Below are 15,816 nucleotides of genomic sequence, written 5' to 3'. Positions count from 1 at the left end.
ATATGCCTATCGCCCAGTAAAGGTGCTTCTATCCGTTTTCATTTTATTCCATCCAAGCTTTCGAAAGCTTATCGATCCAGGGCAACACATGCCTGTGCTGATCTTGAATCCACTTGAGCTCATCCTCCAGCGATGGATAAAATTGAGCGGTTTCCACGTGCGCAGACTGCTCTCCATTCTGCAAATGCATGGTTACCCGGACATCATAGGAGGTTAATTCCGAGTCGTAGATGATCTCAAATCTTTTAGCCAACTCCAAAATTTCCGGATCATTGGCCGCCTGAAAGTCTTCGTACGAAATTCCTCCCCGCGCGATCGCGATCGCGGAGCTGACCGGTATGCTTAACAGCGACAAATTCGGCCTTTCAAACGGACCGGTATGCGTCAAATAAGCATTCTTCGGATAGCTGACGGGCACTTTCACCGTAACTTTGATAATCTCCTGCACCGCTGTTTCTATCATACTCAGCAATGCTTCGATGACGGGCTGCACAAAGCTGTTGACCGGATGGCGCTTGACCCCGATTTTCAACAGATCCGTCTCTTGGGCAAGATCAAGCTTCATGTCCGGATCAAATTCCATTTGGAGAAACGACCCCAGCGAATAAGTTCCGCTTAAAAACTGATCATGGCTGTATGTTAAAGACTTCATATTGCGGCTGGCGATATTTGCAATCTGAGCGGCGATGGGCACTTGGACCAGCCATTCCTCGCTCCCTTCCTGAAACGGATAAGCGAGTCCGGAGGCTGCCGATGCCGCCGCCGACATGGCTTTCAGTACATATTCGGCCGATTGCTCCTTTAACCAGGCCAACGCTCCCGCTCCGGCTATTGAACCAATGACCGTTGTCGCTCTAAAGCCTTTGTCGGCCAACGCCTTCCCAAGCCGCGAATTTAACAGCCGGGCCAGCCTCAATCCCAGGGCTGCCGATTCAATCCGTCTATCGAATGCATAGGTTTTTCTTTCCGATTCCGCGATGAGCAAAGGGAACAGAATGGCTCCCGGATGGGTTCCGGCAACGAAATCCTCGCGAATGGATACGGTAACGGCCATCGCATTGTACTGAACGGCCAGATCGTTAGACAAGCATTTTTGGGTATTCCCCAACAACGTATATCCATTGTCGCCAAGCAAACCGTCCGCGTCTTCAATCAAACTTAGGACCAGCGGGTGTCCGCCGGCCGCCGAACCCATCGCCGCATCATGCATAAGCAGCGTTTGAATTCTGTCGATTTCGCTTTCGGTCAACGCATCAAAGCGGGTCTGTTCGATAATTTGTAAAATGGCTTCTTCCAACCGCATAATTACGCTCCTTTATTAATTGCGCCCGATCCCTCATGAAGATGTGTGCAATTTGATCTGTTTGGCAAAGCTGCCGAAAAATTGATTCGTCACCAGTTTCGCCACACTTGACAAGACTCTTTGTCCCACCTTTGCCACTTTGCCCCCGACCTCGGCCTCACCGTCATAAAACATCTCTGTCCCGCCGTCCGCTTGCTCCCGAAGCTCAATGCGGACCATTGCCTGCATATGGCCCAGCGCTCCGGAGCCTTCAATTTTCAATCCGTATTGATGCGGGGGCTGCGGATCGACAACCTTGATTTCGCCCGAATATTTGCCGACAATGGCGGCAACCTTCAATTCAATTTCAAATGTGTAAGTATCCTCATCGACTTTGTCCAACGATTTGCATCCCGGAATCGACTGCTTGAGCACTTCCGGATTAATCAGCGATTCCCACACCAAATCGACCTTCGCATCGATTGATTTTGATCCGTCCACCTTCATCCGTATCGTTCCTTTCTTTAACCGGACCGCGGTTTGCCGTCCGAAATCGTAATGTTCGCCGCATCCTGGAAAAAAGTGCTGACCACCGAGAAATCTTTATCCTTCAAGTCCGAATTCATAAACAATCCGTACAATTCATGCACCAGATTTCCGATCAACAAGGGACTCTGATTCTCTTTGGCCAGCTCCCTGGCCAGCCCGATGTCCTTGTACATGAGCTTCAGCGCAAAACCGGCTTCATATTCATTGACCATCACATTCCGGGGCATCCAATGCTCCAGCTGGAAGTTGCCGCCCGTCGATTTCAGAATGATCTCGCGAAGAACCTCCGCATTCACGCCTGCTTTCACACCCACGGTCAAAACTTCCGAATTGATTGCCATCAATGTCGCTCCGATCATGTTGTTGCAAAGCTTGGCAACCTGACCCGTTCCGAGCTTTCCGGTATAAAAGATGTTTTCACCCAATGTCTCCAGCACTTCTCTGGTCTGTTCAAACACTTCCGCATCGGTACCGGCCATGATCGACAAAGTTCCGTTCGCGGCACGCATCGGTCCTCCGCTGACGGGAGCGTCGCAAATCTTCATGCCATACGGCTCCATACGGGCGGCAAGCTCAGTGATGCCGGACGGGGAAACCGTGCTCATGTTGAGCAGGATCAACCCCGGCTCCGCTCCGTGAACGATGCCTTCATCTCCGAACACAACCTCCTCGATCTGCGGAAGATTCGGCACCATCGTAATCACAAAGCCGCTGCCCTGTGCCGCTTCCTTCGGATTGCCTACAATCAGCGCACCTTCTGCCGCCAGGCGCTCAGCCGGTTCTTTTCGCCGGTGAGGCACGACACTCACTTCATATCCGGCTTGCAGCAATACCCTGACCATCGGCTCGCCCATGTTTCCCAATCCGATAAATCCGATTTTCCCCTTGCTCACTGCTGTTCCTCCTTGGCTCTCAATAACGAGCGGATATGACTCGGGGTCAGCGGCTGCTTCTCAATGACAATGCCGTAAGGACTCAAAGCATCGCTGACGGCATTGCAAACCGCGCCGATCGCTCCCATGACGCCCCCCTCGCTCATTCCCTTCAATCCCGCAGGCGTGCGATGGTTCGGGGTGTCGTAATGAACAATTTCAATATTCGGAGCCTCGCATGCCGTAGGCAGCATATAGTCCATTAACGTTCCGGTCAGATTCTGTCCGTTCTCATCATAAATGACTTCCTCGAACAAAACTCCGCCGATGCCCAAAACCGTCGCTCCCATCACTTGCCCCTCCACAATCCGGGGATTGATCAAGCGGCCGGCATCCTCAACCACCAGATAACGGCCGATGTCGATCGCGCCGGTGCTCACATCCACCTCAACCTCGCACAAATGAACGGCATTCGAATAGGTCATTGGAGGCGGATCAAACGTTTTATGAACCTCGATCCCCGGATCCATCCCTTCTGGCAGGATCAATGGGTTAAGATAAGCGGTTTTGGAAATGTCGACGATCGTCAGATCGGTTTGCACCCATTCCTCATCGATGAGTCTGTATACATTGCCTTCCTGCAGCTTCAACCGGTCCGGATCCTTCAGCCCCAAGAGCTTTGCCGCGATCCGCAGCACTTTTCGCTGCGCCTCCTGCGCCGCCAAATATAGCGTGCCGGCTCCGGCAACCGCGCCCCGGCTGCCCCGGCTGCCCATTCCGTACGGGGCCAACAGCGTATCTCCCAAGTGAATCGATACATCCTCAGGCTTGACTCCCAATCCCTCGGCAACCGCCTGCGCAAGCGTTGTTTCGTAGCCTTGGCCGGATCCCATCACACCAGCCGATGCATTGATCACACCTGTCGGTTCTATGCGCACCCAGGCGGCCTCATGGCCGGTTCCGGGGATTCCCGCCTTCCTGTAGAATTCGGATCCGTACGTTGTCGATTCCACCACCGCACAGATGCCCAAGCCGCGGTAACGGCCCTGTTCCCAAGCTTCCTTCTGCTGCTTGCGGAAAGCTTCATAATCATAGTGCTTCAGCGCCATATCCAACGTCTCGGAGGGGGTGATATCCTCATACAGCTCATCCGTAGCGGTGCGGTAGGGCAGATCCTCCGGCTGAAGCATGTTGATTTTGCGAACGTGAACCGGATCGAGCTTCAACTGCCGGGCGATCGCATCGATGGTTCCTTCGGTAACCCAACTGGTTACCGCCATCGGCGAGCGATAAGGCCCTGCAGGACATTTATTGGTGAGCACGACCTTCATCTCGTAAGCGTAATCCTGGATTTTATACATGCCCGGTAGCAGCATGGCGACTACCCGCAGCATATAATTGGCCGGAAAAAAAGAGTAGGCGCCGAAATCGCTGAACAGCTCCGCTTCCATGGCCAGGATTTTGCCGTCGTTGGTGACGGCCGTGCGGGTTTTTACATAATCCTCGCGGGCATGGCTGGCAGCCAGCAGATTCTCCATCCGATCTTCCTGCCAGCGCACCGGACGTTTCAAGTGCCGCGCCAAAGCGGCCACCGTTAATTCTTCCCGGTAAAGGGCGATTTTCTGGCCAAATGCGCCTCCGATATCGGGACAAACGACATTGACCTGCGTTTCCTTCAGACCCAATCGCCCGGCCAAAGTTGTCCGCATGGGATGCGGTACCTGCGTGCCGATGTAGAAGGTCAGATACTGCCGTCCTTCATCCCATACCGCCGCGCATCCCCGGGTCTCCATCGGCACATGGGTTTGCCGGTGCTGGGAGAACGTCGCTTCCACGATCTGATCGGCCTCGGCAAACCGGCTCATTACATCGCCGTGCTCGTAGGTTTGACGGGATACCAGGTTGGTATGGAGGGCATCATCCACCAGCGGCGCCCCTTCCTCCATTCCCTTGAACATGTCGGTAACCGCAGGCAGAACCTCGTATTCGATTTCCACCAATTCCGCGGCATCCTCGGCAATATATCGGTCGGCTGCGACAACACAGACAACAGGATCCCCGTCAAAGCGCACTTTGTCCACGGGAAGCACATTCATCTCCATCGGCAGCAATCCTTCAATCGGAGGAGCCATTCGCGCGGGACTCACCCATTGCAGCAAATCCTGACCGGTGAACACCGCAACGACCCCGGGATAAGACTTCGCTTTGTCCGTATCGATCGACAAAATCCTGGCATGCGCATGAGGACTGCGGACAAAGCAGGCGTGCAGCGCGCGGGGAATTTGCAGATCATCCATAAATTGAGCCGTTCCGGTCAGCAGGCGATAATCCTCCTTGCGCGGAACAGACCGGCCGATTACCGAGAAGCCTTGCTGCTGTTTGGTCTTGAGTTTGGTTGGATCGCTCATTTTTTCACCTCGCCATCGCTTTGCGCGCCGGTTCCGGCCGCTTTCATGATTGCTTTTACAATGTTCTGGTATCCGGTGCATCTGCATAGATTTCCGGATAATACATCACGGATCTGTTCTTCCGTCGGCGACGGATTTTGTTTCAGGTAAGCTTCGAATGTAAGGATGATGCCGGGCGTGCAAAAGCCGCACTGCAATCCGTGCTCTTCGTGAAAGGCTTGCTGCAGGGCGCTGTATTTTCCATCCGCAGCAATCGCTTCAATCGTCGTAATTTCCGCGCCTTCCAGCTGAACCGCAAACATCAGGCAGGAACGCATCGGATGTCCGTTGACCAGCACAGTGCATGCCCCGCAAACCCCATGCTCGCATCCGACGTGCGTTCCCGTCAGTCCAAGGTCTTCGCGAAGCACGTCCGACAACAGCTTCCTCGGTTCAACGAACGCTTCATAGCTTTGACCGTTTACACGCAAAAGAATGCCGACCCTGTTCATTTGACCGGTTCTCCTCCCTTCGCACGTTGGAGCGCATCGTCTACAGCCGCCGGAATCAAAACTTTCAAAAGCTCGATTCGATCCTCCGATGAGGCGTGAATATCGCTGTTGGCATCCAACTCTGATGTGATTTCTTCAACCAGGTAATGCATCCATTCTTTATCGGGAACAGCATCCAGATAAGGGTCCAATAAGGATTTCACATTATGGGGAATGTCCTGGACCCCGCCCAATGCCAATCTCATTCGATTCACTTGTCCTTGCTCATCCAATTTCATCGTCGCTCCGACGGAAACGATGGCATAGTCCCCGGCCCGCCGGGTAAAATCACGGTACGCCCATCCTTCTCCTGCTTCCAATACTGGAAAATCGATGGAGGTCACAACTTCCATAGGCAATAAATCCGTCGTATAAATGGTGACAAAAAACTCTTCAGCCGGAACCGTACGTTCCCCTTCCGAAGAAGCGATATGAATGTTCGCATCCAATAAGGAGGCGATTACCGGCAATTCCGCCGAAGGGTCGGCATGCACGACGCTCCCGCCGATGGTGCCTCTTTGCCGAATCGCATAATGTCCGATTTTGCCGACGGCAAACGGAAGGATCGGGCAAGCTTCTTTAAGAAGCTCAGAGCCTTCAATATCCGACTGTCGGGTAAGCGCTCCGATTTCAATTCGCTCCTCTTTGCGGACGATATAGCTCAAATCCGTCAGACGGTTGATGTCAATCAAAACTTCCGGTCTCGCCAGGCGCATGTTCATCATCGGAACCAGGCTTTGTCCGCCGGCAATAATCTTGGCGCTGTCCGCATGCCGGTCCAGCAGTTCGAACAATTCCTTCAATTGTTCCGGACGCGAATACGAAAAACGGGCTGGTTTCATAACAACATTCCTCCAAACGGCATAGGACGTCTGCCTATTCAATACCCAAATAGGTTTTCTTCACGTACTCATTTTCCAAAACTTCATCGGTCGGTCCCTCGACCTTAATTTGACCGTTTTCGATAAAGTATACCCTTTCCGCAAAGCCCGAAATCAGATCCATGTTTTCATCAGCCAGAATGATGCTCGTTCCCATTTGACCGATTTCGTGCAGCTTTTCTCCCATTTCCTCAACAAGAATCGGTGAAACGCCCAGCGTCGGTTCGTCCAGCATCAAGAGGCGCGGGGAAGACATCAGCCCTCTTCCGACCGCCAGCATTCTCCGCTCGCCTCCGCTGAGCCCGTTGCTTTTATTTTTGCTCAGCAGCTTCAGCTTCGGAAAAATATGATAGACCAGCTCAAGATTTTTCTTCTTATCCGCTTTGGCCCTCGCAGGATAGGCTCCCATAAGAAGATTCTCGTAAACCGTCATGTCCGAAAATAAATGGCCGCCCTCAGGGACGTGGATGATGCCGAGTTCAACGATTTCTCTCGGATTTCTGCCGAGAATATTCTGCCCTTCAAAGAGAATTTCGCCTCCCATCGCTTTGAAAATTCCGGAGATGGTTTTCATGGCTGTCGTTTTCCCATGGCCGTTGGGACCGATTAGTCCGATGCGCTCTCCCGTTTCGACATGAAAGGAGATGTCTCTCAGCACCTCCGTTTCACCGAGGCGCACTTTGACGCGCTTGACCTCCAGCATTACAGATGAACCCCCTTCTTCTTCTTTCTGCCCAAATATGTCTCAATGACCCGCTCATCATTCCAAATCTGCTCGGGGGTCCCTTCGCTCAGCTTGGTTCCATGATCGATGATCATGACTCTGTCGGAGATATTCATCAATACCTGCATATTGTGCTCGATCAGCATGACCGTAATGTTCCGTTGGTTAATTTGTTTAATCAATTGAATGATTTCTTTGGATTCAATCGTCGTCAATCCTGCGCAGGGCTCATCCAATATAAGCAGTTTCGGCTTAGTGGCTATGGCAATGGCGATCATCAGCTTCTTCTTATCGTTGGCTTTCAGCTGACCGGCCAACAGATGCTCATCCGCGTCCAATCCGACAAATTGCAAAATCTCTCTTACGGCCTCCCGGCTCGGTTGATCCGACTTTCTGTTTTTACCGAATACCGCTCCGATGATCATGTTGTCCACGATGGAAAGCGAATCGAAGACGGTCGTATGCTGAAAGGTCCGGGAAATTCCGAGATGGCATATTTCATAAGCTTTCAGGTTGTGAATCGGCTGATCATTGAACCATATTTCCCCTTTGCTCGGGGGGATGACTTGGGTGATCACATTCATCAAAGTGGTTTTACCCGATCCGTTCGGCCCGGCCACACCCAGAATCTCTCCTTCATACAGCTCAAAGCTCAGATCGTTCACTGCCGCAAGGCTGCCGAAATACCGGTGAACCTGTTTCGCTTGAAGCAGCACTTTTTTCGTTTTCACCCTTTTCACCCTCTTCCGCCAATGAAGTATTTTTTCATGATTCTGCCGGAAACCTTGCGAAATGCTTGAACAAGACCATCGGGAACGAAAATCAGCATCAGCAGGATCACCGCCCCGATCACGACCGGCCTGAACTCGTCGAGCCCGCTGAAAAACTCCATGAAATAGGTGATAAAGAAGCTTCCGATCAAAGGCCCGAACAACGTTCCCATCCCGCCGATGACGATCATCCCCAAGCCGTTGACAATCAGGGAGAATGAGAAAATCTCCGGTCCGATAACCATTAAATATCCTGCGTAAAAGGCACCGGCGATGCCGGTGATAAACGCGGCGGTTACAAAGGTGATCATTTTGTATTTATAGGGATTGATTCCCGAACTGGTGGCCAGCACCTCAGAGTCTCTGATGGCCATAAGGGCTTTTCCGATGTAGGATTTGGTGAAACCACGGGTAACCGCGAGCGATAACAATAGAAGAATGAACACAAAGTAGTAATAGTGAATCGATCCAAAGCTCATGTCGCCCAGAGAAAATGAGGGCACCATCAGCCCCATGCTCCCCCCGGTGTATTCATCAAAAATCGTAACTAATTCTTTAACTCCGAAATGAAACGCAAACGTCAGCAAAATCAAATAAATGCCTTTGACTCTGAGCGAAGGAATTCCGATAATCAAGCTGGCAATGGCGGACATCAGCCCTCCAATGACGAGTCCGGTCCAAGGAGAAACGCCAAATTGCCCAATGCTGAGAGCTGAGGAATAACCGCCGATGGCAAACAGGGTTAACTGGGAAATATGGAACATCCCACCGTACCCCAACGTCAAATTCCAATTGGTCGCGACGATTCCCCAAACAAAGGTCATGATGATCAGATTAAGCATATAATCGTCGGTAACAAACTTCGGAAGCAGCAGTAACAAAACAAAGATGAGAGCATATATGATTGACTTCGGCTTTAATGATGATAGTAAGGACATTGCGTACGCCTCCTGCATTTTTTCCTGTACCGCATAATTTCCCCCTGCACGTTATTCAAGCTCTTCTTGCGCTTGCGCCGAATAATCCTTCCGGCTTGAGGACCAGAATGACCACCATCAGCACAAACAAGGAAAGCGGCGCCCACAGTACCCCGATGAATGCCCCCACGAACACCTCGACCAAAGCAACGATAAAGGCGGCTACGACCGTTCCCCGAAAGCTGCCGATCCCCCCCAGAATGACGATAACAAACGCTTTGATCATGGGGAGCTCGCCCATATCGGGACTAACAAACAAGATCGGGGCCAAAAGCACGCCCGCAATGCCGGCTAACGCCGTCGCAACGCCCAATGTAATACTGTAAACTCGTTTGGTATTGATTCCTACAAGAACGGATCCCAATTGATCCTGGGCGACTGCCCGGATGGATAGGCCGGTTCTGGTTTTGGTCAAAATCAACCACATGGCGATCAGCGTGGCGATCGAAATCAGAAGGATGAAAATTTCATGGTAGGAAGCCCGCATCGCACCAAGCTGAACATCGCCTTCAATTGCCGTCTTCAAGACTTTTTCGCGTCCGCCGAACACCAAAAAGTACAATTGGCTAAGAACCGTGGATAAAGCCACCGTTCCAATAAAGATATTGACCTCCTGCTTGCCGAAAAAGGGGCGTATGGAGACGTATTCGATCAGCACCCCCAATAAAAAGGTGGACACAAGCATAATCAGGAACGCCAACGGATAACTGAGATTCCCCGCACTCAAGGCAGCCCACATGATATAAGCACCGAACGTGATACTGGCTCCGTGAGAGAAGTTCAGATTTCTGAGAACGCCCCACTGCAAACTTAAGCCGATGGAAGCCAATGTATAAATGGCTCCAAGTATAATGGCTCTGAACAAAAGAGCTTCCACCTTGTCCTCTCCTTCAATAGTTATTTCAAATCAGAAATAAATAATGAGTCTGTCCGATAATGCCGGAAAAATTGGTTCGAAAGGTGTTATGGAGGGATAAGGGATGAGCACGGAAAGTTTAAGCTTACGCTCCCGAAGCAGTTTTCCGCGAAAACTTTTACTCCTTTAAAAACGGGAATTAACCGAAAAATTTAGAAGTCTGTCCGACGGATGTTTTTCGTAAATATTTATTCATACAGTGATGGAGGGAAAGGGATTGAGCACGGAAAGTTTACGTCCGCCTTTGAAATCAAGTTGTTGCTACAAGAGACAATTCAAGACAACTTGAATTTCAACAGCGGTGGAGTGCCAACCCTTTCCCGGAAAAACCAATTATTTGAATAAAATTAATCAACACCAATATGTCGAACAGACTCCTAGTTCATATATTCCTGGTTTTAACAGCGGTGGAGTGCCATCCCTTATTCCGGAATAACCCATTGTTGAATAAGAATAGCTCGTTGTTGATCGGACAGACTCTCAGCGTCTTACTTCTTCAATGCCGCTTCATACCATGGCGGCAACTTGAATTGACCTGTCGCCAGATCGCTCGGATCGATGACGACGTGCTGACCGCCTTCCTCCTGATAAGTGACGAACGGGATTCCGCCTTCGCCGCTTAAAGCAAGATGGGTGCGCGGGTCAAATTTGTAGGTGCCGATAACCCCTTGATACGAATAGTCCGCACCGTTCAAAATATTGTTTACGGCTTCCTTGTTGAACGGATCGCCCGATTTTTTCATGGCGTCAGCCGCAAGCATCATGGCGTCGTAAACAAAGCCGCCGTATGGATTCGGCTTTTCATTCCATCTCTTTTCGTACTTCGCGTTAAATTCTTTTGCTTTGTCCCCCAGCAGCGAGGCCGCATAGTCCCAAATGACACCCTCTTGTTTTCCGTTGACGATTTTTTGGAAGTCAGGATAAGAAGGTGTTGCCTGCAGGAACAGCAGAGACGGTGTAGGATTTTGCAGGAAGCTTGTCAGGAAAGTCGCCGCATTGGCTGCAGTATGGTCTGTATACAGAATGACAGCCGGCTTTTGCTCTCTGATTTTGTTCAGAATCGGTTCAAATTCCGTAAATCTGGTGAAGGGAATGGTTTCGTCGACTACAACATCCCAGCCCAATTGTTTGAACGTATCCTTCATTCCGTCTCCGCAGTAAAGGGAATATGCGTTCTGGGATTTAATGACGGCCACTTTGTGGTTCTCCGGCTTAAATTTCCCGTCTTTCTCCAGCTGTGCCACAATTTCCGGGAACTTGGTTTGATAATTCTTATAAGAAGGAATAGCATTGTGGATATAGGAATACTTCTCTGGATTTTTAGGCACGGCTGCTTCTTGGGCTTGGGCGTATCCGTACAAGATATACGGCATTTTATTTTGCTGCATCAATTCCATTTCAACCAAGCTTGGATTGGCATAGCCGGTTACCATGATGTCCACTTTGTCCTTCGTGATCAATCTGCGGACTACAGTCGTAACTGTGCTGGGCTCTTGGCCTTCCACATCCCCTTTGATAAGCTCCAGCTTATGTCCGAGCACTCCGCCTGCGGCATTGATCTCTTCCATGGCCAGCGTAATTCCTTTTTCCATGTCGCTTCCCACGCCGGCCTGCGTGCCGCTTAAAGGTGCGGGAAATCCGACTTTGATCGTGCGGTTGTCGTCTGCTTTCGGTTGGTCGGCCTTCGGTTGATCGGCCTTCGGTTGATCGGCAGCTTGCTGGTTACCGTCTTGCTTTGCGGAACACCCGACAAAGGCAAATAACGATAAAGAAAGTGCAAGCAGCAGTAAAACGGTTTTTCTTGCGGATTTTGCCATTCGTTAACCCCTCCAAGAATGTTTTTTATATAGGAATGTTCACTTCGCCGCTTGGAGCTGTTGAACATATTCCTCTTTGAGTGTAACCCCCATGCCCGGTTGATTCGGCACGGCAATCTGTCCTCCCTGAAAGGCCTTGTACGAATAATCCTCTTCTACGATGTCGTAGGCGAACAAACTGGGACCGACCATTTCGCATGCATGCTTGACACTTGGAGTTGAAGCGGCAAAATGTAGTCCTGCCGCATTGCCGATTCCGAATTCCACCATACTCCCGACCAAGCATGTAATGCCTTCCGCCTCACAAAGCGCGGCAATTTTTTTCGATGGAAGCAAGCCTCCCGGCTTCAATACCTTGATGTTTAGAATATCTGCAGCACGATGCTTGATAATGTTGACGGCATCTTGCAGATTAAACAAAGACTCATCCGCTTCAATCGGCACGTCCACCGATCGGGTGACCTCCGCCATGCCTGAGATGTCCCATTTCTTGACGGGCTGCTCGACCATTTCGATATCAAAGGGCTCCAGTTGGCGAATCGTTCGGACCGCTGTCGAAACGTCGTAGCCTTGATTGGCGTCCACACGGATTTTCACATCCGGACCGACAGCTTGTCTCACTTCACGGACCATCTGAATGTCTTCGCGAGGCTGATTGCCGATCTTCAGCTTGATCGTCCTGAAGCCTTGCTCCGTAAAGCGAACGGCTTCTTCTATCATTTCCTCGAGGGAGCCCATCCCGACAACCCAGGCAATGTCGATTCGATCGCGAAATTTCCCGCCCAGCAATTGATAAGCGGGAAGCTTTAATTTCTTCCCCATAAGATCGTACAGGGCCAGGTCAATTGCCGCTTTCGCAAAATTATGTTCCGGCAATGCCTTGTCCATTTGATAGTGGATTTTCTCCAAATCAAAAGGATTTAAGCCTGCGATGGCCTTGCCGAGATATTCGGCAATCGCATGGTAGGAATCGGATTGCGTTTCCCCGGAGTAGGTCACCATGGGGGCAGACTCGCCGTAGCCAACCACGCCTTCGTCGGTTTCCAGGGCAACAATGACATGCTCCCCTTGCATATTGGCTCCTCCGGAAATCGTGAAAGGCTTCAAATAAGGTATGTTTACCCGAATGCATGAGAATTCGGTTATTTTCACGTTTCTCTTTCTCCCCCCTTATCCGAGTATGGATCTTTTTTTAGCTGGGCTTTGATTTTTTGACCTGTCGGAGTAGCCGCCAGTCCCCCCAATGCCGTTTCCTTCCATTCTTTAGGCATAGAATTACCGATGGAATTCAGAGTATGCACAACTTCATCCGGCGGTATGATGCTTTTGATGCCCGCAAGCGCCATATCCGCCGCAGCAAGCGCCATTACGGCATGCACCCCGTTGCGAACGATGCAGGGGATTTCCACCAATCCGGCAATCGGATCGCAAACGAGCCCCAGCACGTTTTTGAGCGCAAGTCCTACCGCGTGTCCGACCTCGTCGGGAGTTCCGCCCGCAAGCTCGACGGCAGCTCCGGCCGCCATTGCCGTAGCGGAGCCGACCTCAGCCTGGCACCCGCCGCCGGCTCCGGAAATCGACGCATTGTTGGCGATGACAAAGCCGATGGCCGAAGCGGTGAACACCCCGTACAGCAGCTTCTCGTCATCCCATCCGAAACGTTGCTTCAGCGAAAAAAGGACGCCGGGCAGAATACCCGCAGAGCCTGCCGTAGGAGTGGCAATAATCCGGCCCATTGAGGCATTGGTTTCCGATACGGCTAACGCCATGCTGATCGCTACATTCCCCGGCTTTCCCAGCAAGGTTCTCCGGGACTCGTAATAATCCGCCAGTCTTTTGGCATCACCTCCCGTCAAGCCGCTGGGGGACAAAGATTTGGTTGTTTGTCCGCGAGCTACCGACTCTCCCATTATTTTCAAATAACTTCTCATGGTATCGAAGATTTCACTTCGCGGCTTGCCGGTTTCATGGATTTCTCTTTCAATCATGATCTCGGAGATCGGTACCTGTCTGTCGTTCGCAAGCCCTATCAATTGATGCAGATTCGAAAACATTCAGACGACCTCCAATTGTTTGACCATGAAGATGGGCTTGGTCTCTTCTATTTGCCGGAGCAGCTCCTCGTCGATCATCTGATCCATTTCGATGACTGCGATCGCTTGACCCGCCCGCTGTTTGCGGTCCACTTCCATATGCGATATGTTGATTCCATGTTCAGCCAACAGCCTTGCCAAGTCCCGGATCACCCCCACCTGATCCACATGCTCCAGGACAAGTGTCGGATAATCCCCGGATAAACGGATATTATAATCATTCAGCTCAATCAATTCGATCCTGCCGCCGCCTAATGAAATGCCGACTGCGTTCAGGCTTTCGCCGGCATCCCCAAGCTCGATTCTGACACTGTTCGGATGGATGCCCTCGAGACTTCCCCGGTGAAAGCTGAATTGAATATTTTGTTCGCGTGCGATTTCGAGCGCATTGCGGATCCGTTCATCGTCCGTTTTCATTCCCAGAAGCCCCGCAATGACCGCCCGATCTGTCCCATGTCCTTGGTATGTTTCCGCAAAGGAACCGTAAAAGGTGATGCCGATTTGAGAAGGCGTTTTACCGTATATCTGTCTTGCCAACTGGCCGATCCGATTTGCGCCTGCTGTATGAGAGCTGGATGGACCGATCATTGCCGGGCCGATAATATCAAACATACTGCGGTAACGCATGTTTTACGCACCTCTCCATGTCCCTTAATAGACCTTAAATAACTAAACTTATATACTCTCACGTGATATTATGTGGCGATATTTATAATAAATTTACAGCTTTGGCAATTGACTCAAGGCGGCTTGAATCAACAGTGCGGAAGCGAGCGAAATCATCGATTCATTCACCTTGAATTTGGGATGATGCCAGGGCTCGATCACATTTTTCTCGGGGTCCCGGGTACCAACCAGAAAGTAGCACCCGGGAACCTTCTCCTGATAAACGGCGAAATCCTCCGCGGCCATGACCTCCCCGACTTCCTTCACCCGAACCTGGGGAAGATTTGCCGATAAATAAGATATAAATTCGCTGGTGATGCGATCGTCGTTGAAAACAGCGGGCGTTTGCGGCAGAATCTCCATTTCAATCGAAGCCCCGTAAGCTTCGCCGATTTGTTCGACGATTCTCGGGACAATCCGTATCAATTTCTGTCTCGTTTCTTTGGAGAACGTACGCATGGTTCCCCACATTTCGGCCAAATGGGAAACGACATTATGCCCTTGACCGGAATGAAGCGATCCGATTGTGACAACCGCCGGGTGAAGCGGATCGACGTTCCGGCTGACTGCGGTTTGCAAACCCATGACGATCGCCGATGCCGCGACAGTCGCGTCGATCGTGAGATGAGGCATGGCTGCATGGCCCTTCAAACCCCGGACTATGATATGCAGCGTATCTGCGGCTGCAAAGAACGGCCCCTTCTTGACGCCGACTGTTCCCGCCTCCAGCAACGGGTCATTATGCAGGCCAAAAACCGCTTTTTCCTCGCCCGTCAGCGCCCCTTTGCTCAACATATATTTAGCCCCTTCTGTCGTCTCTTCACCGGGCTGAAACAATAATTTCACCGTGCCGCCCCACTGATCCCTGTTTTCCAACAAATAGGCGCCCGCGCCCAATAGCGCGGAGGTATGAAAATCATGCCCGCACATATGGGAAATGCCCTTCACATTCGAGCGAAAAGGAAGCTCGCTTTCTTCTTCAATCGGCAGTGCATCAATATCCGCGCGAAGCACGACTACAGGTCCCGGACCGCCGCCTTCAATAACCCCGATCGCGCCGAGCTCGCCCGAAAGCGCTTGCAGGGATATACCCATTTCAGACAATAGTTCCTTGATCTTCCGAGTCGTCCGATATTCCTGCATGCTCAGTTCGGGATTGTTGTGAAAATGGCGGTACCATTCCGTTTGTTTGTCAGCCAATTCAGCATCCAGCATCCATCTTTGATTATTCGTCTCCATATTTTCACCTGCCGCTTTTGTTTCCAATTATTCTAATAATGTCCTTATATAGTCCGTAATTGTAGCCAAAAAACCAACTTATTCAACCTGCT

15 protein-coding genes are annotated in these 15,816 nt (G+C 51.1%); all 15 read right to left on the bottom strand.

What is annotated here, in order from left to right; genetic code table 11:
• Positions 1-43: 43 nt before the first annotated feature.
• The 15 genes from VF724_RS04060 to VF724_RS03990 all read right to left on the bottom strand — a co-directional run bounded on the left by VF724_RS04060 (position 44) and on the right by VF724_RS03990 (position 15,724).
• Positions 44-1,303: an MmgE/PrpD family protein gene (locus VF724_RS04060; RefSeq protein WP_371752941.1), complete on the bottom strand. Its 1,260-nt coding sequence runs from the start codon at positions 1,301-1,303 to the stop codon at positions 44-46.
• 33 nt (positions 1,304-1,336) lie between these two features.
• The gene (locus tag VF724_RS04055; protein WP_371752940.1) at positions 1,337-1,789 is read right to left on the bottom strand and encodes an SRPBCC family protein; all 453 of its coding nucleotides are present in this window, start codon (positions 1,787-1,789) and stop codon (positions 1,337-1,339) included.
• Positions 1,790-1,806: 17 nt separating this feature from the next.
• Positions 1,807-2,724, bottom strand: a complete 918-nt coding sequence (locus VF724_RS04050; protein WP_371752939.1) for an NAD(P)-dependent oxidoreductase — start codon at positions 2,722-2,724, stop codon at positions 1,807-1,809.
• Positions 2,721-5,111 (bottom strand): xanthine dehydrogenase family protein molybdopterin-binding subunit, encoded by a 2,391-nt coding sequence (locus tag VF724_RS04045; RefSeq protein WP_371752938.1) that lies wholly within the window; start codon positions 5,109-5,111, stop codon positions 2,721-2,723. Before VF724_RS04045 ends, VF724_RS04050 begins: the two co-directional genes overlap by 4 nt.
• Positions 5,108-5,602 (bottom strand): (2Fe-2S)-binding protein, encoded by a 495-nt coding sequence (locus VF724_RS04040; protein ID WP_371752937.1) that lies wholly within the window; start codon positions 5,600-5,602, stop codon positions 5,108-5,110. Before VF724_RS04040 ends, VF724_RS04045 begins: the two co-directional genes overlap by 4 nt.
• Entirely contained in the window at positions 5,599-6,483 is an 885-nt protein-coding gene (locus VF724_RS04035) for an FAD binding domain-containing protein (RefSeq protein WP_371752936.1), read from the bottom strand. The genes VF724_RS04040 and VF724_RS04035 overlap by 4 nt, the downstream gene beginning before the upstream one ends.
• Before the next feature lie 34 nt (positions 6,484-6,517).
• Positions 6,518-7,225: an ABC transporter ATP-binding protein gene (locus VF724_RS04030; RefSeq protein WP_371752935.1), complete on the bottom strand. Its 708-nt coding sequence runs from the start codon at positions 7,223-7,225 to the stop codon at positions 6,518-6,520.
• Positions 7,225-7,977, bottom strand: a complete 753-nt coding sequence (locus tag VF724_RS04025; protein WP_371752934.1) for an ABC transporter ATP-binding protein — start codon at positions 7,975-7,977, stop codon at positions 7,225-7,227. Before VF724_RS04025 ends, VF724_RS04030 begins: the two co-directional genes overlap by 1 nt.
• A gap of 5 nt (positions 7,978-7,982) precedes the next feature.
• Positions 7,983-8,954 (bottom strand): branched-chain amino acid ABC transporter permease, encoded by a 972-nt coding sequence (locus VF724_RS04020; RefSeq protein WP_371752933.1) that lies wholly within the window; start codon positions 8,952-8,954, stop codon positions 7,983-7,985.
• 55 nt (positions 8,955-9,009) lie between these two features.
• Entirely contained in the window at positions 9,010-9,870 is an 861-nt protein-coding gene (locus tag VF724_RS04015; protein ID WP_371752932.1) for a branched-chain amino acid ABC transporter permease, read from the bottom strand.
• Between the two features lie 527 nt (positions 9,871-10,397).
• Positions 10,398-11,726, bottom strand: coding sequence for an ABC transporter substrate-binding protein (locus tag VF724_RS04010; RefSeq protein ID WP_371752931.1), 1,329 nt, complete (start codon positions 11,724-11,726; stop codon positions 10,398-10,400).
• A 39-nt stretch (positions 11,727-11,765) separates the two neighbouring features.
• The gene (locus tag VF724_RS04005; RefSeq protein WP_371752930.1) at positions 11,766-12,878 is read right to left on the bottom strand and encodes a mandelate racemase/muconate lactonizing enzyme family protein; all 1,113 of its coding nucleotides are present in this window, start codon (positions 12,876-12,878) and stop codon (positions 11,766-11,768) included.
• Positions 12,875-13,780, bottom strand: a complete 906-nt coding sequence (sdaAA, locus tag VF724_RS04000; RefSeq protein ID WP_371752929.1) for an L-serine ammonia-lyase, iron-sulfur-dependent, subunit alpha — start codon at positions 13,778-13,780, stop codon at positions 12,875-12,877. Before sdaAA ends, VF724_RS04005 begins: the two co-directional genes overlap by 4 nt.
• The gene (gene sdaAB / locus VF724_RS03995; protein ID WP_371752928.1) at positions 13,781-14,446 is read right to left on the bottom strand and encodes an L-serine ammonia-lyase, iron-sulfur-dependent subunit beta; all 666 of its coding nucleotides are present in this window, start codon (positions 14,444-14,446) and stop codon (positions 13,781-13,783) included.
• A 93-nt stretch (positions 14,447-14,539) separates the two neighbouring features.
• Positions 14,540-15,724 (bottom strand): M20 metallopeptidase family protein, encoded by a 1,185-nt coding sequence (locus VF724_RS03990; protein ID WP_371752927.1) that lies wholly within the window; start codon positions 15,722-15,724, stop codon positions 14,540-14,542.
• Between the last annotated feature and the right edge of the window lie 92 nt (positions 15,725-15,816).

It is taken from the genome of Ferviditalea candida (assembly GCF_035282765.1).
Lineage (GTDB): Bacteria > Bacillota > Bacilli > Paenibacillales > KCTC-25726 > Ferviditalea > Ferviditalea candida.
The sequence above is the reverse complement of the archived record's forward strand: the minus strand, read 5'-3'. Positions and strand labels throughout refer to the sequence as shown.